We start from the raw sequence: 22,142 nt of genomic DNA, 5'->3' as shown, positions 1-22,142 counted from the left end.
CCACGCGAATGGCTTAATTGTGTAGCTTGATCCTCACGGGGAGGCGCGCGAGGACATATGCTGCTGGTCATAGACGTGGGCAATACGAACATGGCCCTCGGCGTGTACGAGGGCGAACGGCTCGTCGTCGTCTGGCGCCTGACGACGCAGCGCGAGCGGACGGTGGACGAGCTGGGGATCCTCTGCCGCACGCTCTTCACGCTGGAGAAACTGGAATTCTCCGCTGTGCACGCCATTGTGATCGCGTCGGTCGTCCCTCCGCTCGATTTCGCGCTGCGGAAGATGGCGCAAACGTACTTTCATCTGGATCCCCTCTTCGTGGACTGGCGCACGCCGACGGGCATGCCCATTCTCTATGAGAACCCGCACGAGGTGGGGGCGGATCGCATCGCCGATGCTGTGGCGGCGTATGCCAAATACGGCGGACCGTGCATCGTCGTGGACTTCGGAACGGCGACGACCTTCGACGCCATCTCCCAACGGGGCGAATACCTGGGCGGCGCTATCGCACCGGGCATCACCATTTCGGCCGAAGCGCTCTTTGAGCGAACGGCGAAATTGCCCCGCGTGGACATTCGACGGCCGAGCGCGGTCATCGGTCGTTCGACAGTCGCCAGTATCCAATCGGGGCTCTACTTCGGCTACATTGGCCTTGTAGATGGCATCCTCGCCCGCATGCTCGAAGAGCTGGGGCCGGAGACGCGCGTCGTCGCGACCGGCGGATTGTCGCACTTGATCGGGCGTGCGTCGGCCTACATCCAAACGCTCGATGATAATCTCACGCTCGATGGCTTGCGGATCATCTATGAGCGAGTTCAACAGCTTCAAGCCTGATGCAGTGAGCGAAGAGCGAGCGTTCCTCGAGCGATCTTCAGGGCAGGGGGAGCGCTCGCGCCCCGCTGATGACTTCGTCGTGAACTATTTCAACTATTTCACCGAGGTCGAAGAGCACTTCGCGCGACGGCGGGGGAAACATCTCCTGCTCTCCACCCTCGATTGGGCGATGATCGAGACATGGAAGGACATGGGGATCCCGCTGCATGTGGTCTTACGCGCCGTGGATCGCGTTTTCGACGCGTATGAGGCGCGGCCTCGAGCTCGGCGCATCAACTCGATCCTTTATTGCCAACAAGAGGTAATGGCCTGCTTTGAGGAGTATCGGCACTCGCGCATTGGCGCGCGCGAAGAATCCGATGGCACCCCCGCGTCGCCACCGCCGTTCTCCCGCGAGATGGTCCTCGACTATCTGGAGCGCGGTCGAGCGGATCTCGAACGCTTAGCTCAAGGGCATTGCGACCCCGAAATGGCGCCCTTGCGCGAGGCCATTGGGCGAGTGATCGGGCGGCTTGAGGCCCTCCTCGACGACGTGCGTGCGGCACAAGAGGTGGACTTCGAGGCTTTGGAGCGAGAGTTGGTGCGGCTGGAGCAGATCCTCTATGAAGCGCTCTTGTCGAGCTTGTCGGAAGAGCGCGTGTCGGAGGTCCAGACCGAGGGCGAACGCCAACTCCGGGAATACAAGAAGCGCATGCCACCGGACCTGTATGAGCAAACGCTTCGCAACTACGTCGCCAAGCGCCTGCGCGAGCAGTACGGCTTGCCGCGCCTCAGCCTCTTCTATCTTTGAACGACTATGGGACATCCGCTGCTTGAGAAACTCCTTCGGCGCGAGGATCTGACACGCGAGGAAGCGGCCGCGCTGCTCGAAGAACTGCTCGCTGAGACGACCGGCGAGGCTTTTATCGCCGCTGTGCTCACCGCGCTCGCGATGAAAGGCGAGGCGGTGGAAGAGTTGGTCGGATTCGCCGAAACCATGCGCGCGCACGCATTGCGCCTTCGATCCGAACGTCCGGATCTCGTGGACACGGCGGGCACAGGGGGAAGTCGTCGTAAGCTCTTCAATGTCTCGACGGCGGCAGCCATTGTGATCGCCGCTGCGGGTGCACCCGTCGCCAAACATGGGAATCGGGCCGCTAGCAGTCGAACGGGAAGCGCGGACGTTCTCGCGGCCCTCGGCGTGCGCATTGATCCGCCACTGGCGATCGTCCAACGGTGCTTAGATGAGATCAGCCTCTGTTTCATGTTGGCACCGCGATTCCATCGGGCCACCGCGCGCGTGGCGCAGGTGCGACGTCAGCTCGGAATCCGAACGATCTTCAACCTGCTCGGACCGCTCACCAATCCCGCCGGGGTGCGCCGTCAGCTCATCGGCGTATCCGATCCGCAGGGCATGGAGAAACTCGCGCGCGCCGCGCAACAGCTCGGAGCCGAACACGTGTGGATTGTTCATGGGAGCGACGGAATGGACGAAATCACTCTCTCTGGACCGACGCATGTCGTGGAAGTGCGCGATGGGCAGATCCGACGCTTCCTCCTCGATCCGCACGAGGTGGGGCTCGCGCTGCGCGATCTCAACGACCTGAGCGCGCTGTCGCCGGAAGAGAGCGCGGCCACGATCCGCGATGTCCTCACCGGAGACCGACGCGATACGGCGCGCGATCTCGTGCTCCTGAATGCCGCCGCCGGTCTTCACGTGAGCGGCCATGCGCGCACGTTGCGCGAGGGGATGGCGATGGCAGCGGAAGCCATCGCCACAGGCGCCGCATGGGAGAAGCTGCGTGCTTTGATCGCTCTGACGAACGAGCCCTCGTCGGCCGAAGAGAGGGAGGACGCGCGTTCATGAGAGAACGAGAGACGGCGATGCGCGACCTTCTCGAGGAAATCGTCGCTCGCAAGGTCGAGCGCCTCAAGGCGGCGAAGCGAAAGAAGCCTCTCGTCGAACTGCAAGCGGAAGCGGCGGCGTGCCCGAACGCGCGACCGTCGCTCCTCCAAGCATGCGCTCGGCCAGATCGCCTCAACATCATCGCGGAGGTGAAGCGCGCCTCTCCCTCCCGCGGCGTGTTGCGAGAGGACTTCGATCCGATCGCTCTCGCTCGCGAATACGAGCGAAACGGGGCAGCGGCGATCTCGGTCCTGACCGAGGAGGATCACTTCCAGGGCGCGCTCGAACATCTCCGCATGATCCGACACGCTGTCAGCGTGCCCCTTCTGCGCAAGGATTTCCTCTTCGATCCTTACCAGGTCTACGAAGCGGCCGCGGCGGGCGCCGACGCCGTGCTCCTGATCGCGGCATTGCTTGACGCGACGCAGCTTCGGGATTTGCTCCAACTCGCTGAGGACCTGGGGCTGGATGCGCTCGTCGAAGTCCACAATCTCGCCGAATTCGAGGAAGCGCTTGCGGCCGGCGCGCGCTTGATCGGCGTGAATAATCGCAATCTGCGAACCTTCGCCGTGGACTGCACCGTCTCTTTCGAGCTGGCCAAACATGCCCCGCGGGACGTTGTGCTGGTCAGCGAGAGCGGCTTGAGCACACATCAGGAATTGGAGGCATTACGCCGCGTGGGGTATCGCGCCTTTTTGATCGGCGAGCATCTGATGCGTGCGGCGCATCCGGGCAAAGCTCTTCGCGCTTTGCTCGGAGGATCGGATCGAGCGGCAGGATAAGGCATGGTGCGAGTGAAGATCTGCGGCATCACAAATGTGGACGATGCGCTGGTCGCCGTCGAAGCGGGCGCCGATGCCCTCGGGTTCATCTTCTATCCGAAGAGTCCGCGCTTCATCACTCCCGATCGAGCGCAAGCGATCATCGAGTGGTTGCCGCCATTCGTCACGCCGGTCGGCGTTTTCGTGAACGAATATGACCTCGAGAAGATGGCGCACGTTGTCTCGGAAGTGCGCCTGGCCGTCGTGCAACTGCACGGAGATGAGCCGCCCGCCTTTTGTCAGCAAGTCGCCCAACGTTGGCGCGTCATCAAGGCCGTGCGCGTCGGCCCCGATTTTCACCCGCACGAAGTCGCCGCGTATCCCGCTCAAGCCATCTTGCTCGATGCCGCCTGCGCCGGCGAATATGGGGGGACGGGCCAACGCTTCGAATGGACGCTGGCGCGGCGCGCGAGGTCGTTCGTCTCGCGAGTGATCTTGGCCGGCGGTCTCTCGCCGGAGAATGTCGCCGAGGCGATTCGATGTGCCCGTCCCTATGCCGTAGACGTGTGCACAGGTGTAGAGGCGCATCCCGGGAAGAAAGATCCGGAGAAGGTGCGCGCGTTCATCGCCGCGGCGAGAGCCGTTGGTGTCCATGAATCCTCGAATCGCGGAGAGGACGCGGACGGCCCAATTCTTTTCGAAGGAGGACTGTCGTGAGCCTCTCGCTTCCAGACAGCCGAGGGCATTTCGGTCCATATGGCGGACGGTTCGTCCCGGAGACGCTCATGCATCCGCTGCAGGAGTTGACCGAAGCCTACATGGCAGCGCGCGAGGATCCGAATTTTCATCGCGAGCTGCAAGAGCTGCTTCACGCCTACGTGGGGAGACCGACGCCGCTCTTCTTCGCCCGGCGGCTGACGGAATATCTCGGTGGCGCGAAGATCTATCTCAAGCGGGAAGATCTCTGCCACACGGGCGCCCATAAGATCAACAATGCCCTCGGCCAAGCGCTTCTGGCCAAACGCATGGGGAAGACGCGGGTCATCGCCGAAACCGGAGCCGGGCAACACGGCGTGGCGACGGCGACCGCGTGCGCGTTGCTCGGCCTGCAGTGCGTCATCTACATGGGCACGGAAGACATGCGGCGCCAAGCGCTCAACGTCTTTCGCATGCAACTACTCGGAGCGGAAGTGCGCGGCGTGGAGGCCGGAAGTCGCACGCTCAAGGACGCCATCAGCGAGGCCTTGCGCGATTGGGTGACGTACGTCGAGACGACGTATTACCTGCTCGGCTCAGTGCTCGGACCACACCCCTACCCCATGATCGTGCGCGATTTCCAATCGCTCATCGGACGCGAGACGCGCCAGCAGATCCTCGCCCGCGAAGGACGCCTCCCCGATGTCCTCGTCGCTTGCGTCGGCGGAGGGAGCAACGCCATGGGCCTCTTCTTCGACTTCCTCGCCGAGCCGCAGGTGCGGATGATCGGTGTGGAAGCAGGCGGCCGCGGTCACGCGCTCGGTGAACACGCAGCGCGATTCGCCGGGGGTCGGCCGGGCGTTTTGCACGGCACGTACACCTACGTCTTGCAGGATGATGACGGGCAGATCGCTCTGACGCATTCGATCGCCGCCGGATTGGACTACGCCGCTGTCGGACCAGAGCATGCCTACTGGCGAGACCGCGGGCGCATCGAGTACGTCCGGGTCAGCGATCAGGAAGCGCTCGAGGCTTTTCAACTGCTCGCGCGCTTGGAAGGCATCCTCCCGGCTCTGGAGAGCGCGCACGCGCTCGCTTACGTCTGCCGATTGGCGCCGACAATGCGGCGCGACCAGATCCTCGTCGTCAACCTCTCCGGTCGCGGCGATAAGGATGTTCAAACCGTCGCCGATGCGCTCGACCGCAGGGGAACGGGATCACCATGAGTCGAATTCGAGAGCGACTGGAAGCCTTGCGACGAGCAGGACGCAAGGGATTCATCCCGTATCTGACGGCCGGCGATCCGAATTTGGAGACGACGGCACGCTTGATCCGTGCCTTGGAGATCGCGGGCGCCGATGTCATCGAACTCGGCGTTCCTTTCTCCGATCCCATCGCCGATGGGCCGGTCATTCAACGGGCCTCGGAGCGCGCGCTGCGTCGGGGCACACGCCTTCGCGACTGTTTGGACATCGTCGCCGACGTCCGTCGGCAGTCGGATATCCCGATCGTCCTTTTCAGCTACCTCAATCCCCTCCTACAATTCGGGCTCGAACGCTTGGCGAAGACGATGGCGGCCGTGGGTCTTGACGGCGTGCTCGTCACCGATCTCGTCCCGGAAGAGGCCGAGGACTTCCGACGCCTGATGCGCGCGCATGGGATCGAGACGATTTTCCTCGCCGCGCCGACGAGCACGGACGAGCGCATCGCGGAGATCGCGCGTTCGTCCTCGGGCTTCATCTACGTTGTCTCGCGCACCGGTGTGACGGGAACGCGCGAGCAGCTCTCGGAAGCGATGCGTCCGACGGTCGAACGCGTGCGTCGCCATACGGATCTCCCCATCGCCGTCGGCTTCGGCATCTCTCACCCGGAACACGTGCGGGAGAGTTGGCGCTATGCGGATGCCGCGGTGGTCGGCAGCGCGCTCGTCCAGGAGATCGAGCGCCACGCGGGAGCGCCCGATCTGGTCGAGCGCATTGCCCGTTTCGCCCAATGGTTGAAGACAGGAGCTGCAGAAATCCCCGACTGAGGAGGTCGCATCGTGGAGATCGAAGATTGGCGGCGGATGATAGACGAGATTGACGCACAATTGGTCGAGCTGTTGAATCGGCGCTCTCGCTGCGTCATCGAGATCGGGAGACTGAAACGAGCGCATAATCTGCCCCTCTATTCCCCGGAGCGCGAACGAGAGGTGTTGGAACGCGTGCGATACCTCAATCGCGGCCCGCTCGATGACGAGGCCCTGCAGCGCCTTTTTGAGCACATCATTGACGAATCGCGCCGACTCGAACGGCTCGCCACGGAATCTCCCGATGGTCTGGACGAACACCTGCGGAAGATGACCGAGAGGGAAGGGCGATGATCCTCGTTCCCGAGGAGAACGCCATCCAGCAACAGATCGCCCGCGGCATTGAGAGGCCCGCGGACTCATGGTGAGCAGCTCCACGCACTGGTCGAACGCCTCCCCCGAATCGCGGCGATGGCGAGACGAACGATATGAGCGTCTCTCTCGGGCCAGCGGCTGGCGAAGGGACCGTAAAGTCAAGCAAAGATGATGGCCTACGCCGTCAGCTTTCAGGAGCCCGGCGGACGGAATTGCGCCTCCTCGATCTGGACCCCGTAGGCGACCTCGGTGAATCGGATCTCTTGCACGAGTCGCCCATCCTCGTATCGCTCGATCCGATATGGCACGAGCGTCGTTTGCACGACGCGGAAGTCGTAGAAGGAATCCCGAAAGCGAATCGGTTTGTTCACCAACGGGACGGAGACATCGTACTCGATGTGGAGAATGCGGAACGTCCGCGCGCTGATGAAATAGCGCGCGCTCGAACCATCCGGCAAAGTGAGATCGAGAACTTCCACATCAATCCCGCTCCGTTTCTCCCGCCCGACATATTTCACCTCGGCCTTATACTCGCGATACCGCAAGAGCGTCTCGTAGTTGTGCTTCAACTCCGCGCGAAACGCGGCCTCCGTGCGCAAGCGCAGGACGATGGGAGCCCCGTTCTCCGTCCCCCATACGCGCTCCCCATCATAGGTGATGACGAGCGTCGGCGCATTGGGGAATCGCAGCTCGACCTGTCGCAATTCGTCCTGCTTCTCCAAACGATGGAGGAAACGAATCGTGATCTCTCCCTCGCGCGTGCTCCCATCTTCCAAATACACCTTGACGAACCCCCGCAACTGCCCCTTCTGACGAAGCAAATACACGGAAGCTTCGCCCCCGTAGGCCGCGAGGGTGCGTTGCAGAAGCTCGAAGGCCTTTTTGTCCTGAGTCGCTGATGGGATCGGCCCTCCCATGAAGAGGAGCGAGAGGACCCCTGCGACGAATCGGCATCCCCATCTCATACGCCTGACAGCATACGCCGAGCGACCGTCTCTCGGCAAGTTAAGGCCGAGAGCGCAGCAGTCGAGGAGCGAACGAATCGCTCACGTCCACGAGATATTCGGCGTCGGTCAGCTCTCCTGTCTTCGGATCGTAAAGTCGCATTCGGAATCGGTGTCGCGTCGCCTCGCGCCGATGTTCGATCGGGAGAACGCCGTGGGCGATTTCCCATCGCCCGATCTTGTACCGATGCTGTTCGACGTCCCAGATCCAAAGCCGCAAGCGCTCGAAATCCGTCCCCTCTACTGGAGCCGTCCGATGCGTATCGAAGGTCAAGTAGTGAGCGGACGTCCCGATCTCCGGATCCTCGATCGAAGCCAGTTCGTACCACGCGACGAACGCATACTCGCCCTGCAGGTGGCGCAACCGATCCGGGATCTTCAGCTCTACGAGCGGGGCATACACCCATCCCACTCGGATGAGGAACGATTCGGGCAACCGCACGCAATACCAGAGGTCCAAAGGCGGCGTCGGTTCGGACGATCGGACGCGGCGCGCGCGCGGCTGATACCGCCGAGGCCACACGTCCGAACTGAAGCGTCGCGTCCGCTCCCGACGCAGGATGTCCACCACCGTCCCCGCCGGCGCATAAAAGAGCACGTTCTCCTCCGAAGCGCGACCAGGCGTCAATCGAATCGCCGCGCTGCCCACCAGCTGCCCGAGCGCTTGCCTGGGGATCGAAGCCATCGCGCGTTCCAGCGCGCGCGCGTCCTCGAAGATGCGTTTACTGAGCACGTGGCGAGCTTCCACCCATCCTTCGATCCCCCCTCGCGTCCGGACGCGCACCCATTCTTCTTTCCGCTCCAGGATCTCCACCTCTTCGCCTTGCCGAAGTTTCGCCAGCTCGATGGCCAAAACCGCAGTCGAGCTACGCACCGAACCGTCGGAAGAGAGCACGACGCCATCGTCCACTTTCGGCTGACGCACTCTCTCCTCGCAGCCTCCCGTAAACGCCAGAAGGAGAACGCCGATTACTCCGGCGACAGCGCGCACCTTCTTCCTCCCGATCGCGAAGGCGCTTAGTGTAAGCCTTCGCCTCTCCGCGGTCAAGCGGGCTCTCGATATACGCGAGGTCAATCTCGGAGCTTGCCGCAGCTCGCGATCGCACCGCATTGGCGAAAGGTCTTGGCGAAAGTTTCGGCCGATCCTTCCAAGCTCTCGACGGTGGCCCATTCGCTCGCGGTCACATGCCGAGCGATGCGGCACCAATCCCCTTCAGCGATGTCTCTTCACCAAGAGGGAACGACTCGCCAGATGCGTTCGAAAACGCCATCGGACGGCGAGCCACTAGAAGCCCCCGCAGACCCGTATGACGAGATCCGCGTGGAGACATCAGCGATGAGCCGATGCGAGTACGCTCGCCGCAATCGGGCATAACTTGCCACATCGCCGAGCACGGGAGCGATCTGCGAACGATATTCAGCGATGACTTCGAGTTTAGCTGGCAACACGTCGCCAATCTCACACAGTTCCGGCACCAGCCACAGCCGCGCGCGCGCCGTCCCACGTCTCTCCCTGACGAAGCGGAAGACCAGAAATCCGTATGCTGCCGCGCGCAACGCCCAATGCCCGACCGCCGCGCGAACCGAATCGAGCGTCATCATCGTCGCGTAGGCGTGACGCGCGCGCGTCCACGCGGAACCCCGCGTGACCTCTTCGCCGATCCAGCGCGCCTGCACCTCTCTCAGCCGATGCTCCACCAAATGAGGAATCAACGCATACGGAGCGTCCTCGTAAAAGCACACCTCGGGAGCGCGAGCCGTCGAAGACGATTGCCTGAGTCGCTCGATGCTCCGAACGACACTCTCAAATACCACTCGATGATCGGCGTGTTGGCCGACGCCCAGAGGAGAATAGAGGCGCCGCGGGCGCGTTCGTTCCACGAGCTCGACGATTTGCAGCGCCAAATGAGCTGCCAATGCGCGATCCGCCGGGACGAACCGCGAAAACGCCCCGTAGAGCGTATGGTACGCACGATCGCGAAAGATCGCTTCCGGATGATCGAGCCAGAGGAAATCCGCACCCAAACGCGCCATCGCTCGCTCGTCCTCGCAGCGCCGTTCGACCATGTCACCGACGCGCGCTCGAACGCGAGGGGAGATCTCCCGACACGGTCCGACCTCTGCCGTGAAGACAGTGACGACGAGCACAGATCGCCCCAGCGCGCGCTCGCGCAGAATGCGTCCCCCGCAAGAGAACGCGACGTCGTCCAGATGGGGGGAGATGTAAACGTCATCGAACGAACGATCCAAAGCCGCGATCGAGGGATATCGCATCGGAGCTACGCCGCCTTGGAACGTTCGGCGATCGGGTGCAGGTCAATCACCACGAGCTTGGCATACCATCGCGTGCCCGTGAGGCGCTCCCATAGGGAGAAGCGTCGGACGGCCGCGATGCGCGCACCATAGAACCGCCGATAAAACTCCGTCAGTCGGTCGTCCCCTTCTTCTTCAGCCACCGCCCCTTGAATGCCGCGCACTCCCGTCTCTCGCAAATGCACCATCACGACATCGCCCAATCGCCGCCCGATCCGAAGGAGTGCGAGCTTCTCCTCGGTGAAGGCCGGGTCTACGTTGACGTGCACATGCCCGGGATACGCCCGCCACGATACTGACGGAATCTCGCGCCACGCTCGCGTGAGCACCCACCAAAGAGTGCGATATGTCTCTGGTCGCCGATACCGCCGCAGGGCAATTCCCTTCGCGATGCGCCACAGGACGCCAGGCAGGATGCGCCCGAACAGAATGCGGAGATACCGCCGCGTGTCCTTGCATGCGAGCGCATACCCCACGATGCGCCCGTTCACTTCGGCCACGAAGCAGGATTCCGGCTCGTAGTCGAGATAGTAATCGGCGAAGAGTCGGCTGATGATCTCCACGTCTTCGAAGATCTGCTCTGTCGGACGCCCCGGCAAGACCGAGCGCTGACAGATCTGACGAATTTGCTCTCGATCTTCCGGCTGCGCCCGTCGTACGTGAACTTCAGCGAAGGCGACGCTCACGGCACTCTCCGTGCAGCGAGGACGGCATTGATCCCGCCGAACGCGAACGAGTTGGAGAGAACGACGTCGAGCTTCTGCTCCCGCGCGTGATTGGGGACGTAATCGAGATCGCATTCGGGATCCGGCTCCGTATAGTGCGCCGTCGGCGGAATGATCCCGTGTTGCAGGGCCAGAAGGGCTGCCGCGAACTCGATCGCGCCCGCTGCGCCCATCGTGTGACCGTGCACAGCCTTGGTCGAACTGATGGCCAGATGCCGCGCGTGTGATCCAAAGACGAGTTTGATCGCTTCGGTCTCGATGCGATCGTTCGCTTTGGTGGCCGTGCCGTGCGCGTTGATGTAGGCGACGGCTTCAGGCGCGATCCCAGCTTCCGCCAAGGCCGCCTGCATAGCGCGCGCTGGCCCCTCGACCGAAGGATCCGTGATGTGGCCAGCGTCGGCCGAGACTCCATACCCCACAATTTCGGCGTAGATGCGAGCCCCACGAGCCCGCGCGCGCTCATAGTCCTCCAACAGGAGGACAGCCGCGCCTTCGCCCACGACCAACCCGTCGCGATCCCGACTGAAGGGACGACACGCACGCGCCGGATCTCCACGACCGCTGGCCAGCACCCGCAGCGCTTCCCACGCCTTCATGACGCCGAAGGTGATCGGCGCATCCGCCCCACCAGCGAGCATGGCATCGGCATACCCATACTTGATCTGGTGAAATGCCCATCCGATCGCCTGCGCTCCCGAAGCACAAGCCGTGCTGATGGCCAATATGGGCCCGCGCGCTGAGAAAAACATGGAGATTTGCGAGGCCGCGGCATTGTACATGATGCGCGGGATCGTCAGTGGATGCAGCCGCGGGTTCCGCTCCCCGTAGAGCCGTTCGTATCCGGCATCGAGCGTCCCCATCCCTCCGAATGCTGTCCCAATAGCGACGCCGAAGCGATCGCCTTCGGCCTCCGTCGGCGAGAAGCCAGAATCCGCGAGGGCTTCCCGCGCCGCCACCAACGCGAATTGCGCGAAGCGATCCAGAAGCCCCACTTGCTTCGTCGTGAAATGCGCCGATGGATCGAAACCCTTTACCTCAGCGGCGACCTTGACCGCCATCCCATCGGTCGGAATCTGCGTGATCTCGCCAACGCCCGAACGCGCGTGAATGAGGTTCTCGAAGAACTCAGCTGCCGTCAGGCCAACGGCCGAGACCACGCCGATTCCGGTGACTACAACTCGTCGCATATGCTCCCCCTCAGCGCGAATCCCATGGACGAGGTGTCCGCGACGCCGTGAACGAAGGCTCGGGGCGCGTTCCTATGATGAAGGCTCCGCCGAATATCCCAAATTCTCCATCTGCCCGAAGAAAGCCTGCAGCCGCTCGATGACATCCCGCACCGAACGCATGCCGACGGCGACGTTCTCCGGGATGGAGACCTTGAATTCTTCCTCCAGCTCGAAGACGATCTCCAACCCCATGAGCGAATCCACACCCAACTCTTCGAACGTCGCTTCCGGATGAACGCGCTCGGGATCGAGATGACACGCTCGCGCAATGGCTTGAATCACTCGCTCTTGCAGGTTCATAGCCACTCTCGCTCAATCGTTGTGTGAGGCTCTTTAATATCGCAAATCCCCGGCGAAGTCAACGCTCCGCCCCTCATTCGCACGGGAAGCTCTTCGGCAGAAGCACAACAAAGTACGCCACGCCCCATACCCCATTCCTCGGCGAGCAAAAGGACACCCACTCCTCAGTTTTCTCGATCGGACCACTGGGTTCGCAGGCTCTTGGCGAAGAGAGGCATGAAAAACGGCTGGCGGCAGAAGCGGTTCGCCTCATGCCGCCAGCCGATGTCGCATCCTCAGAATTCGTACCGGAGCGCGAACTGCATGATGCGCGGACGCGTGAGCGTCCCCTCATACCGCCCGAAGGTGGCCGTGATGTCCGGGTACGCCAGGAGCGATCCCGTATCGAACCGCACGGAGTTGGTCACGTTGAAGACTTCCCACCGGAACTGCAATCGGTGCGTCTCGGTGATCTGGAAGGCCTTCATCAAGCCCATGTCGATCGCGAAATAACCGTCGCCCCGAATCCGATTGCGGAAGCCAACCTCGCCCGGGCGTTGGAACCGGAGCATCCCCAGCACTTCGGCCGGATTGCGGAAGGCCGCGGGTCGGACTTTTCCATCGGGGAACCTGTAGCTCCTGTTGGTCTCCCCTTTGGGATAGCTCTTCTGCCCTTCCTTCAGCTCGGCGTTCCCCTGGAGATTCCAGTTCGTCGCCCAGCAAGAGCGGCAGTTGATGATGTTGAGCGGGAAGCCGCTGGTCCACCGGAACAAGCCCGTCGTCTGCCAGCCACCGATGATCTGGTTCGCCCAGCCGGGGATATTCCCGCCCAAGGGCTTCCCCCGACCAAACGGCAGCTCGACGATCCAGTTGGCATTCAACTGATGCCGCACGTCGAAATCGGAGAAGGAATACTGCAGGCGCGGGCTCCAGGAGTTGATGATGAAGTCGGTGTAGCCACCGCTGAAGAAGGTTCCAAATGAAGCGCCGCGCTCTGTCCCCGAGGTCAGATCGAGCGACTTGGAGAGCGTGTAGTTGAGGTCGAACTGCGTGCCACCACTGAAGCGCTTGCGCACGAGGAGCTGAAGGGCATGATACTCGGAGAAGCCGATCGACCCCTGCGCCGACAAGGAGGAGTACTGGTCGTTCCAGAAGGCGAAGGGCTTGCCCGCCGGATTGTCGCGCGTCGCGCCAAAGCACGCTGGATTGCAGAATAGATCGAGCTCGTAAAGCGCTGTTAGGTAATCAGGCGCATTCTCTCGGAAGATCCGGTAGATGGCCTGCGTGCTCGTCAAACCGCCACCCGCGCGCGCTCCAGCCGTCGGGAAGAGATTCTCCCAATACGGGATCCTCGGCACGGCGCTCACAGGCGTATTGGCTTCGATCAGCCGGACGAGCATCTGGGCGGCCGTGAAATAGTCCATGCCGGACTTCGGGTCCACCAAGTTCATGGGCATCGCCAAGTCGTATCGGGTCAGCAGCTTTCGCCCGCGACGTCCGACATAGCCCACTTCGACGCTGAAATCCTTCGGCAGCTCGCGCCCGATGAAGAAGTTGAACATGTGCGCGTACGGCGTTCGCACGGTGTCATCAATGCTCGTGGTGATGGCGAAGAGCCCATGCGGAGGAGTCTGCGGGAAGCCACCCGGAGGCGCCGGTCGCTGGAACTCCGATCCATCGCGCGCGACGCGCGGGACGTCGAAGACGCCCGTGAAGCGCGGCGCATTCGCCTCAGTGATCGTGCCCCAGACGTTCGTCAAGCTCGTCGTCAGGCCAAATGCCCCTTGCTCATCGAAGGTCGTCGCCAGCGCGTGCCCGATGCGGTCATACACAAGCCCATAACCGAAGCGGAAGACCGTGCGCCCATCGCCAAAGAGTGGCCGCAAGAAGTTCCGCGGGGACCACGCAATGGAGAAGCGCGGCGACCAGTTGTTGAAATCCTTCGCAAAGAAGCCCGGCTTATTATTGGCCGGACCCGCCAGGTCGAAGCTGATGCGCGGGAGATCGTAGGAGGGGATCCCCTTGAGCATCGCCGCCCGTCGCAGCTCGAACCATTCGCCGAAGCTCGGCGTCGGTCTGACCTGCACGCCATTGGTCTCCCACGGCGGCGAATACAGGTAATACCGCACGCCCGCCGTGATCGTGAGATTCGGTCTCACGCGCCATTGATCCTGCACGTATCCTTCGTACTCATTCGTGGCATAACGGCGACGAATGAGCGTGCCTTCAGGCAGCACGTTCCCCTGTTTGTCGTAGTTGTACCGCGCCGTGAACTGCGTGATCGTGCCCAACACCAAGATGGGGAAGCCATCAGCCCACGCCGCATAGAACCCACTGGCGACCGCAGGTAACGTCCGGCATCCCGGTTGCGTGCAGCGCGGATGGCCCGGAGCCGTATAGCGCCCAACACCAAGCAACCACGAACCATTGCCGACGACCGTATGGAAGGACGTCGCGTTGGTGAAGCGCGGGATGCGCGTGAACCGGAAGTTGATCCCCGCCTGAACCGTATGCGCGCCCCGAATCCAGGAAATGTCGTCCACAAGGTTATGCGTGCTCGCGATGCGCCCGAAGGAGCTAGTCGGAGCGGGAATGTTGTTGAGGAAACGCAAGGTCACCTGCGTGCGCTGTTGCAAACCTGCCGTCGTTGAACCCAGGCGTGTCAAGCCATAGCGGAACGTGTTCACCAGGTTCGGCTTCAGTGTCGCGTCGTAGCCGAGCGCGAAGCCTTTCGAGTTCACCAGCGTCTTCTGGTTCGGCGGCTGTCCCGGATATTGCGGCTCGGAGTTGATCACGTCGTCCTGCAGATTTCCGCGCCAGAAGAGCGTGTGCCGACCGGCCCGATCAATGTTGAAATCGGTGCGCAGGATGTACGTGTTGAAGTCGTTCTTGATCGGGGCCACGAAGCGAAAGCCCATGATGTTCAAGCCATCCCGCCCCGGATCGTTGGGCTCGGGGAATTGCTGCAGATACCGCATCAGCGCGGGATTCACGCCGATCCCCAAAGGATCGATTGAAGCGGCTTCCGCAGGCGTCAACACGCGAATCCCAGCCGGGATGTCGAACGTGCGCCCAGCCACAGTGATCCGCGTCGCCGGACACTCGGCCGGGTTCGCGCACCGATATTGGAAGTAGCCGTGACGAACCAAGAACGAAGGTACCGAACGCAAGATCGGCTCTTCACGCTTCTCCCGCAGTCCCTCGTAGTTGCCGAAGATGAACCACCGGTCCTTGATGATCGGCCCACCGGCCGATGCTCCAAAGATATGATAGTTCAAAACAGGCGGCTCATTAGGTCGCCCCGACTCGATCTGCGCGAGCTTGTTGAAGAACTCGTTGGCCGAGGTCGCCGTGTTCCGGTGGTACCAATAGAGAGAGCCATGAAGCTCGTTCGTCCCGCGCTTCGTCACCAAGCTGACTTGAGCGGAACTGGAGCGCCCCTGGCTCGCATTGTAGTTCGTCGTCGTCACGCGAAACTCCTGTGTGGAATCGAGCGTCATGCGCAAGACCGAGGTATAGGCATAGCCGAACTGCGGATCGTTCACATCCACGCCGTCCAAGGTCACATTCTGCTGATCGCTGCGGCTCCCGCTAATGCTTCCGCTGCGAATGTCACCCGTCGGCAAGAACACAGCGCCCGGTTGGAGACTGAGTAACTCCACCACATTGCGCGCCAGAAGCGGCAGTTGCCGGATCTGCACTTCGCCGAAAGGATTGCCGATCGAGGCATCGGCCTTGTTGATGAGCGCTTCGCCCACGATCTCGACAGTCTCAACGACTTCTCCCACTTCGGTGAATTGCACATCGAGCACCACGGGCATGTTCACCAGAAGTTGCAGATTCGAGCGGACGATGCTCTTGAAGCCGCTCATCTCCACTCGGAGATTGTACGTGCCTGGGGGAAGTTGCGGGAAGGCATAATACCCCCGCTCGTTCGTCGTCGTCGTCCGAGAGGCTCCTGTCGCCACATTGGTGAGCGTCACGGTCGCACCGACGACGACCGCGCCCGTTGGATCGGTCACCGTCCCCGAAAGCGAGGTCGTCGCTTGCGCCCACGCCCGACCGCTCAGTAACAGCAGAAACAGGAGTCCCCCGACCACGTTCCATGCGAATTGCCGTCGAATCATAGGCGTTCTCCTCCTCGTCGAAATTCGGGCAATGCGGTGAGGATTATATACGAAAGGCTGTCGAGTTTCAACGAAGAATTGTGGCTCTCAGCGCGAAGACGAGAGCCGAATTCCGATCGCCTCGCAGGGATCTTCAATCGGTGCCAATCGCCAAGAAGGTCGCGCTTCGTACAATCTCAGCCCAAGAGGGACGGCTGAGGGAAAGAGGGAGGAACCGTTCCGCGATTCCTCCCCCGCCTTCTAATGAGTTCTCACAGTCCCACGAGCAGGCCTTGGATCAAGCTGTTCGTGGCATTTTGGCCCAGCGCGATGCCCAACAACACCACCGACATCATCGCCGCTTACGTCTCAACAAGGCATGCCCGAGGAGTTGCGCTTCTCCGGCGTTTATGAGAGAATCCTCCCTTCAAGAGGCATCGGAGGGGGAGGAAGCCTATGGCGATCCGATATACGGTGGCGACCATCAGCCCAAAGTACCATCAGGCGATCCTTGACTGGCAGCGAAAGAATTTTCCCGAACTCGACATCCTACTGGCCTACTGGGACAAATATTTTCCCGGCCTGCCGCGATTTCAACTTGTGGCCAAAGTGGGAGACCTGCGCACCGAGGTGATCGAGGTCGGGAAATACGTCGGCCAGCCGAAGATCGAGCGAGCGGCTGAGATGGCCGGCAATATGTTCTACACAGCCCGCCGCATCATCCGCGCGCAATGTTCGACTGAATTCGGCTCCATCGAGCAACATCGCATGAGCCTGGACACGGCTCCCGATGATGAAGCGCGCTTTGAGATCCTTCGGATCATGGCCGAGGAATTGCGCCATGCCTACCAGATGTTCTGGGTCCTCGATCACGATCCAACGTGGAAGCGACCGGGACACGGAGACGTCGCTGCTGAGACGATCGAGGAACTGCTCGCGATGCGAACGGGAACGCATGTGCTCGATGCTTTCAATATCGAGTTCCGCGATTTCCTGGACAATGCCGTCTACACGGCCATTATTGACTTGGTCGGGAAGTACCAGCTCGACATGATGCAGATTTTCAGCTATGCCCCCATGGCGCGAAGCATGGGACCGATGCTCGGTGAAGAAGGATTCCATATGGGCTTCGGCCGCCGCGCTCTGAAGGATTTAGCCGTCGCCGCTACCCGCGGAGAAGGCGCTTACAGCCTGGAGGATATCCAGCGGGCGATTAACAAGTGGTATCCGCGCGGCCTGGAGATGTTCGGCAATGAACGGACGGGTGAGACGGCCGTCGCCTTCGGCTTCAAACCGAAGACCAACGGTCAAGCGCAGGCCGAATACATCGCAGAAGTCGAAGGGATCATCGAAGGGGTCAATATCGCCATCGTGCGTGTACGTCATCCCAATATGCCTCCAGATGAGGCTCGACGCCTCATCCGCGAGGTGCTGAGTTCAGGGGAATCTCGCCAGGGCATCCGCCCCGAAGACCTGCTCCTTCTCCCCGATCGCCGGTTCTTCCGCAGACGCGGGCTCGAGGAATACGTTTTTCAACCGTATGACCTGCGTGGGCATCTGCTCACCGAAGGTGGACGCCCGATTCCTCCGGAGCAATATCTCGCTTATCTGGCCCGCGTCTTGCCCGAACCCTATCTCGCGAGCGAGGACTTTCGCCGATACGTCGAACAGTTGAAGGCACACTGGGCGCGAGGGACTGGGGAGCCGTCCCCCCTCTGGATCACATGAGCGAGCTGAAGGTTCGCTCACGCTTCTCTTGGTAGGATTCGGATCACGAATTCACGCCTGGAACGTTGAGCGTCGCCACGGTGAACTTCACGGGCAACGACGTCTCGATCGTCCCGGTTGGTTCCCCATCGTCGGCGCGCGTGTCGCGGATTCGAATCCTGAACACTCCGACCTCCCTCACCACGGGAGACTTCGACAATGACGGGCGGGTGGACATCGCGATTGTCGGATCGCCGTTTGGGCAACTGTTGACGTTGCTTGGAACCAGCGACGGCAGTTTCGTCCTCAAACGATGAGTCCCTCAGATTCCCCGGTGCGAGCGAAAAGGCTCGCGCCGGGGAGTTTCTGCCGTCGGCCTTCAGGCAGATCCTCCGCACGGGCCACGATTTCGCGTTCCCCGAAGCAGCGCGCCCTCATCGAGCCACCGATGCGTGGTACGATGCGTCCACGCGATAGCGCTTGAACAGCTTTCCCTTGTCCTACTGGCCGTAGAAGGAGTGGGAGAACGTTCGGGGTAAAGGTGAAGCCGCAATGGGAACGAGTGCGGATCAGCAGAAATGCATTCAGGAAGAGGCCGAGCGGATGGCCTGGGGTGACCGCCCGCTCGGCCTCTAGGACCTCACGCCGCGCCCGGCTTCATACGACCGCGCGACCCCGCACAGGCCGCCTACGGACACGGCCCGTTGTCATCTATGTTCGAATCAACGATCGTCAATCGCTGAGATAGGCTGAACGCTGCAATCACATTGCCCGTCCGTCGCCGCAGATCGATCGTCCCCACGATGGTCGGGCTGACCCCTCGCGCGCTGCGGAAGCGAATCGTCGTGCTGGTCCGCGTGAACTCGATCGCCCCACTGAAGGTGCCCGAAGCCGTCCTGAGCGTGTACTGCCTGTTCAGCAAATCGAGCGCCAGACAGTTGTTTCCTTGCTGCAGGACGAACAGACTGACCCCCTGCCGCGTGTTCGTGAACGTGCAGGTCACCGTCTCATTCGCCGCCAGATTGATCTGCGCCTGCCGGTTGTTGAGATTCACTGTCGTATTGCTGGTCGGATCGGTGCACGCCAAATTCGTGAAGCTCCATCCCGTCGGCGGCGTCGCCTCCGTCACCGTGTAAGTCCCTGGCGCGAGCGTGAACGACTGGGTGCCGCTGCCGCCGCTGGTCGTAATGGCGAACGAGCCAATGGAGCCCGAACCCGTGAAGTTGAACGTGCCGTCTCCGCCGATTGTGGCCTTAGTGATAATGATCGTGCCCTGCTGCAGATTGAACGTCGCCACGCACGCCTTATTTGCGTTCATAGTGAGTTGACCATCGAAGCAATCGGGATCTCCTGTCCAGCCAGCGAAGGTCGACCCCGGGTTTGCCATAGCCGTCAGGTTCACAATCGTCCCGTCAGCGTACGGCTCAGTGCAGTCACCCGAAGCGCTGCCCGAACTGATGCTGCAACTGATCCCCGAGGCCGTCACTGTACCGCTGCCCGTACCCGCCCCGCCGATCGTCAACGTCCGCTGCACCACGTTGAACGTCGCCGTACAGGTCTTGTTCGCATTCATCGTGACTTGCCCGTCAGTGCAATCCGGGTCCCCTGACCATCCCGCAAACACCGAATTAGCTCCGGCCGAAGCCGACAAGGTCACCGTCGTGCCTTGAGCGTAATCCTCAGTGCAGTCACCCGAAGCGCTGCCCGAACTGATGTTGCAACTGATCCCCGAGGCCGTCACTGTACCACTGCCTGTCCCCGCCCCATCCACGGTGAGACTGAAAATCGGAGGAGCCTCATAAGCCCCAGCATCGCATTGACCGCCAGACGGCTGTGGGCGCGAGACGCCTCGCTGATCCGCCGTGACTGGGTTGTTCGAGAGATCGGTGCAATCAGTGACTGCGTTAATAGCTGCGCTCCCAACCTGAAGCGCGTGCGTCGCCGTCGTGCCAGGTGGATTGACCTGCAACGGACCCAGATTCAATCCTCCCGCTCCCGTCGAAGGCACCTGCGTGAATCCCGTGCAGCTTGCATCAGTCGCATAGTTCGTACCACTGGTCACCACGGTGCCTTGGCAATTCGCCCCAGTTGCGGCGGTGTTGTCACCCACAATCGAGTTCTTGATATTGACCGTGCCACCAGCTTGGAATATCCCTCCGCCTTGACCAGAAGGGTTGGCAGTATTGTTAGCGACAGTGATGAAGCTCGCGTTCAACGTTCCACCGGCATTGTGAATGCCCCCGCCATCATCCCCTCCACCACCGTCTGTACGATTGCCCGAGATCGTGCTGTTGGTCATCGTCAGCGTGCCGTAATTCTGGATGCCCCCGCCGTCGTCGCCCGCGCTATTCCCCGAGACCGTGCTATTGGTCATCGTCGCCACACTACCCGCAGTGTTGAAGATGCCGCCACCCATTTGATCCGCTCTATTGTTCGAGAACGTGCTGCTGGTCACCGTCATCGTGACGGAGGCGTTCAAGATACCACCGCCCCAGACCGCTGCGGTATTATTCGAGATCGCGCTATTGGTCACCGTCAGCACGCCGCCGTTATAGATGCCGCCGCCGTCATCGTTCACGAGATTGTTCGAGATCGTGCTGTCGATCACCGTCAACGTGCCAGTGTTGAAAAGGCCACCACCGTCCACGTTCGCGCGACTATTCCGGATCGTGCTACCGATCACCGTCAGCGTGCCGCTGTTGAGGACGCCACCGCCGTTAGTCGAACCATCGGTGCAGCCATTTCGCACCGTCACGTTTTGCAGCGTGAGATTGGCTGCAGATGCGACGACATGAAAGATGCGGAATTCTCCCGCAGTGATTGTGCCGTTGAGAATGCATGGACCAACTCGCTCGATCGTTGCCCCGTTGCCCTGAATTGTCAGCGTCCCAGCAGCAAGAATATCCAGGTCATCCTCCAGAGCAGCATCTTCATTTCCCGCTGTGGGATCAAGACTCAGCGTGTAGGTCGCGCCTGATTGCAGCACGATCACGTCGCTGGCCGGACTCGCTGCGCCGCAGTCATTGCTCGCCGAGTTGTTTGCCGCTCGAATCGCTTCGCGCAGTGTGCACTGCCCGTCGCCATTAGTAAGATTGTCTGCTGTCGAGGTGACGGTGAACGTCGCCCCCATCACCGGGGTGACCGGCCAGGGCAGCGGAGCAACCGTCAACAGCCCCGCGAGCAGCAGCACCATCGCAGCCCGACGTCGCCGCATCAAGCTCTTCCACAAGGTTCGAGATAGCGTGCGCTTCTGTCCTCGCTCGATGAGGATTCGCGCTCTACGTGTCGAATCTGGTCCCTTGCTCATAGGCCCTCCTTTCCGAGTCTTGTTACACCTTCATGAAATAGCCCGACATGGACGACTTCTTGCCGGACGCGCAGAACGCTAGACCGACGCACGTCCCCGCCAGGAGAGACAGGAGCCGCAAGGTCAAAATCTCCAATGTTGGATTCCCCTCGCCGGTCGAGGTATCCCCCGTTGCTGTCCACAAATGACCGAAGGGGTACTCTGCCTCGTCGCTGTGAAGCTGCGGGGTTGCATCACGACAATCCCCTGGATTCACGCTATGAGAAGTTCTCGCTCGATGACCTCGCCCTTCTCCCTTCTTCTCGTAGAATCACCACCACGTAGCGGAGTCAGAGTATAGCCTATTTTTTTCGCTGTCAAGGGAAAAAACCGCAATACCCGAAATCTTGGCCAAATGAATTCGTGAAAGACGAAGAGGAATTGCCTGCCTAGCCGCCAAGCATCCGCGAGTCCGATCGCTGGCCAGAGGCCGTCGATGACAGGGACACCTCCGGAAGAGAGTCGTTCGGGAACCTTCCCCTCGTCGCCTCCACCGACTACAGCCGTCGAAATCTCGCAGCGAGCAATTCCCGCCCCCGACGCAGCCCTTTTCAGAGAACACCACCGACAAATAACTCGCGCCGGTTCAACTTCACCTCGCCTCCGACGGAGCAATGGCTCTCTTCTCCTTTTTCTTTGGGGACCCTTTTCCCCATCACGGTCCAAGCGTTGCTCGCAGCAAGGACGAGATCACAGGTGAACGTATGGTCCCAACGTCAAGGCCAGCCCAAGCCCAACGACCCCGACCAACAAGGCGCCCACAAATCCGACGGCGAAGGGTTTCAAGCCGACGCTCTTGAACACCGAGAAGTTGGTCCCCAAGCCGACGGCCGCCATGGCCGTGCCGAGCAGATATTGCGAGCCCCACACTTCG

19 protein-coding genes are annotated in these 22,142 nt (G+C 61.5%); 9 read left to right on the top strand and 10 right to left on the bottom strand.

The features are described 5' to 3' along the window. Nucleotides 1–57 precede the first annotated feature (57 nt). The 8 genes from NZ746_08745 to pheA are packed head-to-tail and all read left to right on the top strand — an operon-like array spanning nt 58 to nt 6,538. Entirely contained in the window at nt 58–834 is a 777-nt protein-coding gene (locus NZ746_08745; protein MCS6817455.1) for a type III pantothenate kinase, read from the top strand. Further along, nucleotides 806–1,624 carry a hypothetical protein gene (locus tag NZ746_08740; protein MCS6817454.1) on the top strand — a complete coding sequence of 273 codons (819 nt, stop codon included), beginning with the start codon at nt 806–808 and terminating at the stop codon, nt 1,622–1,624. The genes NZ746_08745 and NZ746_08740 overlap by 29 nt, the downstream gene beginning before the upstream one ends. Before the next feature lie 6 nt (nt 1,625–1,630). Next, nucleotides 1,631–2,680 (top strand): anthranilate phosphoribosyltransferase, encoded by a 1,050-nt coding sequence (gene trpD, locus NZ746_08735; protein ID MCS6817453.1) that lies wholly within the window; start codon nt 1,631–1,633, stop codon nt 2,678–2,680. Beyond that, nucleotides 2,677–3,501 (top strand): indole-3-glycerol phosphate synthase TrpC, encoded by an 825-nt coding sequence (trpC, locus tag NZ746_08730; protein ID MCS6817452.1) that lies wholly within the window; start codon nt 2,677–2,679, stop codon nt 3,499–3,501. The genes trpD and trpC overlap by 4 nt, the downstream gene beginning before the upstream one ends. Nucleotides 3,502–3,504: 3 nt before the next feature. Further along, nucleotides 3,505–4,197 carry a phosphoribosylanthranilate isomerase gene (locus tag NZ746_08725; GenBank protein MCS6817451.1) on the top strand — a complete coding sequence of 231 codons (693 nt, stop codon included), beginning with the start codon at nt 3,505–3,507 and terminating at the stop codon, nt 4,195–4,197. Further along, nucleotides 4,194–5,402 carry a tryptophan synthase subunit beta gene (gene trpB, locus NZ746_08720; protein ID MCS6817450.1) on the top strand — a complete coding sequence of 403 codons (1,209 nt, stop codon included), beginning with the start codon at nt 4,194–4,196 and terminating at the stop codon, nt 5,400–5,402. The genes NZ746_08725 and trpB overlap by 4 nt, the downstream gene beginning before the upstream one ends. Next, the gene (gene trpA, locus NZ746_08715) at nt 5,399–6,205 is read left to right on the top strand and encodes a tryptophan synthase subunit alpha (protein MCS6817449.1); all 807 of its coding nucleotides are present in this window, start codon (nt 5,399–5,401) and stop codon (nt 6,203–6,205) included. Before trpB ends, trpA begins: the two co-directional genes overlap by 4 nt. 12 nt (nt 6,206–6,217) lie before the next feature. Continuing rightward, nucleotides 6,218–6,538 (top strand): chorismate mutase, encoded by a 321-nt coding sequence (gene pheA, locus NZ746_08710; GenBank protein MCS6817448.1) that lies wholly within the window; start codon nt 6,218–6,220, stop codon nt 6,536–6,538. Nucleotides 6,539–6,750: 212 nt separating this feature from the next. Here the strand turns inward: pheA and NZ746_08705 are convergent, their stop codons facing one another. The 7 genes from NZ746_08705 to NZ746_08675 all read right to left on the bottom strand — a co-directional run bounded on the left by NZ746_08705 (nt 6,751) and on the right by NZ746_08675 (nt 16,236). Continuing rightward, the gene (locus NZ746_08705; GenBank protein MCS6817447.1) at nt 6,751–7,524 is read right to left on the bottom strand and encodes a hypothetical protein; all 774 of its coding nucleotides are present in this window, start codon (nt 7,522–7,524) and stop codon (nt 6,751–6,753) included. A 40-nt stretch (nt 7,525–7,564) separates the two neighbouring features. Next, nucleotides 7,565–8,554, bottom strand: coding sequence for an SH3 domain-containing protein (locus tag NZ746_08700; GenBank protein ID MCS6817446.1), 990 nt, complete (start codon nt 8,552–8,554; stop codon nt 7,565–7,567). A 236-nt stretch (nt 8,555–8,790) separates the two neighbouring features. Next, entirely contained in the window at nt 8,791–9,837 is a 1,047-nt protein-coding gene (locus tag NZ746_08695; protein ID MCS6817445.1) for a PIG-L family deacetylase, read from the bottom strand. A gap of 5 nt (nt 9,838–9,842) precedes the next feature. Further along, the gene (locus NZ746_08690) at nt 9,843–10,562 is read right to left on the bottom strand and encodes a hypothetical protein (GenBank protein MCS6817444.1); all 720 of its coding nucleotides are present in this window, start codon (nt 10,560–10,562) and stop codon (nt 9,843–9,845) included. After that, nucleotides 10,559–11,788 (bottom strand): beta-ketoacyl-ACP synthase II, encoded by a 1,230-nt coding sequence (fabF, locus tag NZ746_08685; GenBank protein MCS6817443.1) that lies wholly within the window; start codon nt 11,786–11,788, stop codon nt 10,559–10,561. The genes NZ746_08690 and fabF overlap by 4 nt, the downstream gene beginning before the upstream one ends. Nucleotides 11,789–11,860: 72 nt before the next feature. Beyond that, the gene (locus NZ746_08680) at nt 11,861–12,130 is read right to left on the bottom strand and encodes an acyl carrier protein (GenBank protein ID MCS6817442.1); all 270 of its coding nucleotides are present in this window, start codon (nt 12,128–12,130) and stop codon (nt 11,861–11,863) included. Between the two features lie 275 nt (nt 12,131–12,405). Beyond that, nucleotides 12,406–16,236 carry a carboxypeptidase-like regulatory domain-containing protein gene (locus NZ746_08675; GenBank protein MCS6817441.1) on the bottom strand — a complete coding sequence of 1,277 codons (3,831 nt, stop codon included), beginning with the start codon at nt 16,234–16,236 and terminating at the stop codon, nt 12,406–12,408. Between the two features lie 435 nt (nt 16,237–16,671). Here NZ746_08675 and NZ746_08670 point away from each other — a divergent pair, with 435 nt between their 5' ends. Beyond that, on the top strand, nt 16,672–17,943 hold the full coding sequence (locus tag NZ746_08670) for a phenylacetate-CoA oxygenase subunit PaaI (GenBank protein ID MCS6817440.1): 1,272 nt from the start codon (nt 16,672–16,674) through the stop codon (nt 17,941–17,943). Between the two features lie 43 nt (nt 17,944–17,986). On the opposite strand, the gene NZ746_08665 is transcribed toward NZ746_08670, so the two are convergent. The 3 genes from NZ746_08665 to NZ746_08655 all read right to left on the bottom strand — a co-directional run. Further along, nucleotides 17,987–18,109: a hypothetical protein gene (locus tag NZ746_08665; protein MCS6817439.1), complete on the bottom strand. Its 123-nt coding sequence runs from the start codon at nt 18,107–18,109 to the stop codon at nt 17,987–17,989. Between the two features lie 501 nt (nt 18,110–18,610). Next, nucleotides 18,611–21,136 (bottom strand): CSLREA domain-containing protein, encoded by a 2,526-nt coding sequence (locus NZ746_08660; protein ID MCS6817438.1) that lies wholly within the window; start codon nt 21,134–21,136, stop codon nt 18,611–18,613. Nucleotides 21,137–21,958: 822 nt separating this feature from the next. After that, on the bottom strand, nt 21,959–22,142 hold a 184-nt coding region (locus tag NZ746_08655; protein MCS6817437.1), incomplete at its 5' end, for a putative sulfate exporter family transporter.

This window comes from Blastocatellia bacterium (assembly GCA_025055075.1).
GTDB lineage: Bacteria > Acidobacteriota > Blastocatellia > HR10 > HR10 > HR10.
Note: the sequence above shows the minus strand (reverse complement) of the source record. Positions and strands in the feature narration are given on the sequence as shown.

What these genes read in the sequence shown, in the direction of transcription:
- NZ746_08745 (MCS6817455.1), top strand. Translation starts at nt 58, where the DNA reads ATGCTGCTGGTCATAGACGTGGGCAATACGAACATGGCCCTCGGCGTG.
- NZ746_08740 (MCS6817454.1), top strand. Translation starts at nt 806, where the DNA reads ATGAGCGAGTTCAACAGCTTCAAGCCTGATGCAGTGAGCGAAGAGCGA.
- trpD (MCS6817453.1), top strand. Translation starts at nt 1,631, where the DNA reads ATGGGACATCCGCTGCTTGAGAAACTCCTTCGGCGCGAGGATCTGACA.
- trpC (MCS6817452.1), top strand. Translation starts at nt 2,677, where the DNA reads ATGAGAGAACGAGAGACGGCGATGCGCGACCTTCTCGAGGAAATCGTC.
- NZ746_08725 (MCS6817451.1), top strand. Translation starts at nt 3,505, where the DNA reads ATGGTGCGAGTGAAGATCTGCGGCATCACAAATGTGGACGATGCGCTG.
- trpA (MCS6817449.1), top strand. Translation starts at nt 5,399, where the DNA reads ATGAGTCGAATTCGAGAGCGACTGGAAGCCTTGCGACGAGCAGGACGC.
- NZ746_08705 (MCS6817447.1), bottom strand. Translation starts at nt 7,524, where the DNA reads ATGAGATGGGGATGCCGATTCGTCGCAGGGGTCCTCTCGCTCCTCTTC.
- NZ746_08695 (MCS6817445.1), bottom strand. Translation starts at nt 9,837, where the DNA reads ATGCGATATCCCTCGATCGCGGCTTTGGATCGTTCGTTCGATGACGTT.
- fabF (MCS6817443.1), bottom strand. Translation starts at nt 11,788, where the DNA reads ATGCGACGAGTTGTAGTCACCGGAATCGGCGTGGTCTCGGCCGTTGGC.
- NZ746_08680 (MCS6817442.1), bottom strand. Translation starts at nt 12,130, where the DNA reads ATGAACCTGCAAGAGCGAGTGATTCAAGCCATTGCGCGAGCGTGTCAT.
- NZ746_08675 (MCS6817441.1), bottom strand. Translation starts at nt 16,236, where the DNA reads ATGATTCGACGGCAATTCGCATGGAACGTGGTCGGGGGACTCCTGTTT.
- NZ746_08670 (MCS6817440.1), top strand. Translation starts at nt 16,672, where the DNA reads ATGGCGATCCGATATACGGTGGCGACCATCAGCCCAAAGTACCATCAG.
- NZ746_08660 (MCS6817438.1), bottom strand. Translation starts at nt 21,136, where the DNA reads ATGCGGCGACGTCGGGCTGCGATGGTGCTGCTGCTCGCGGGGCTGTTG.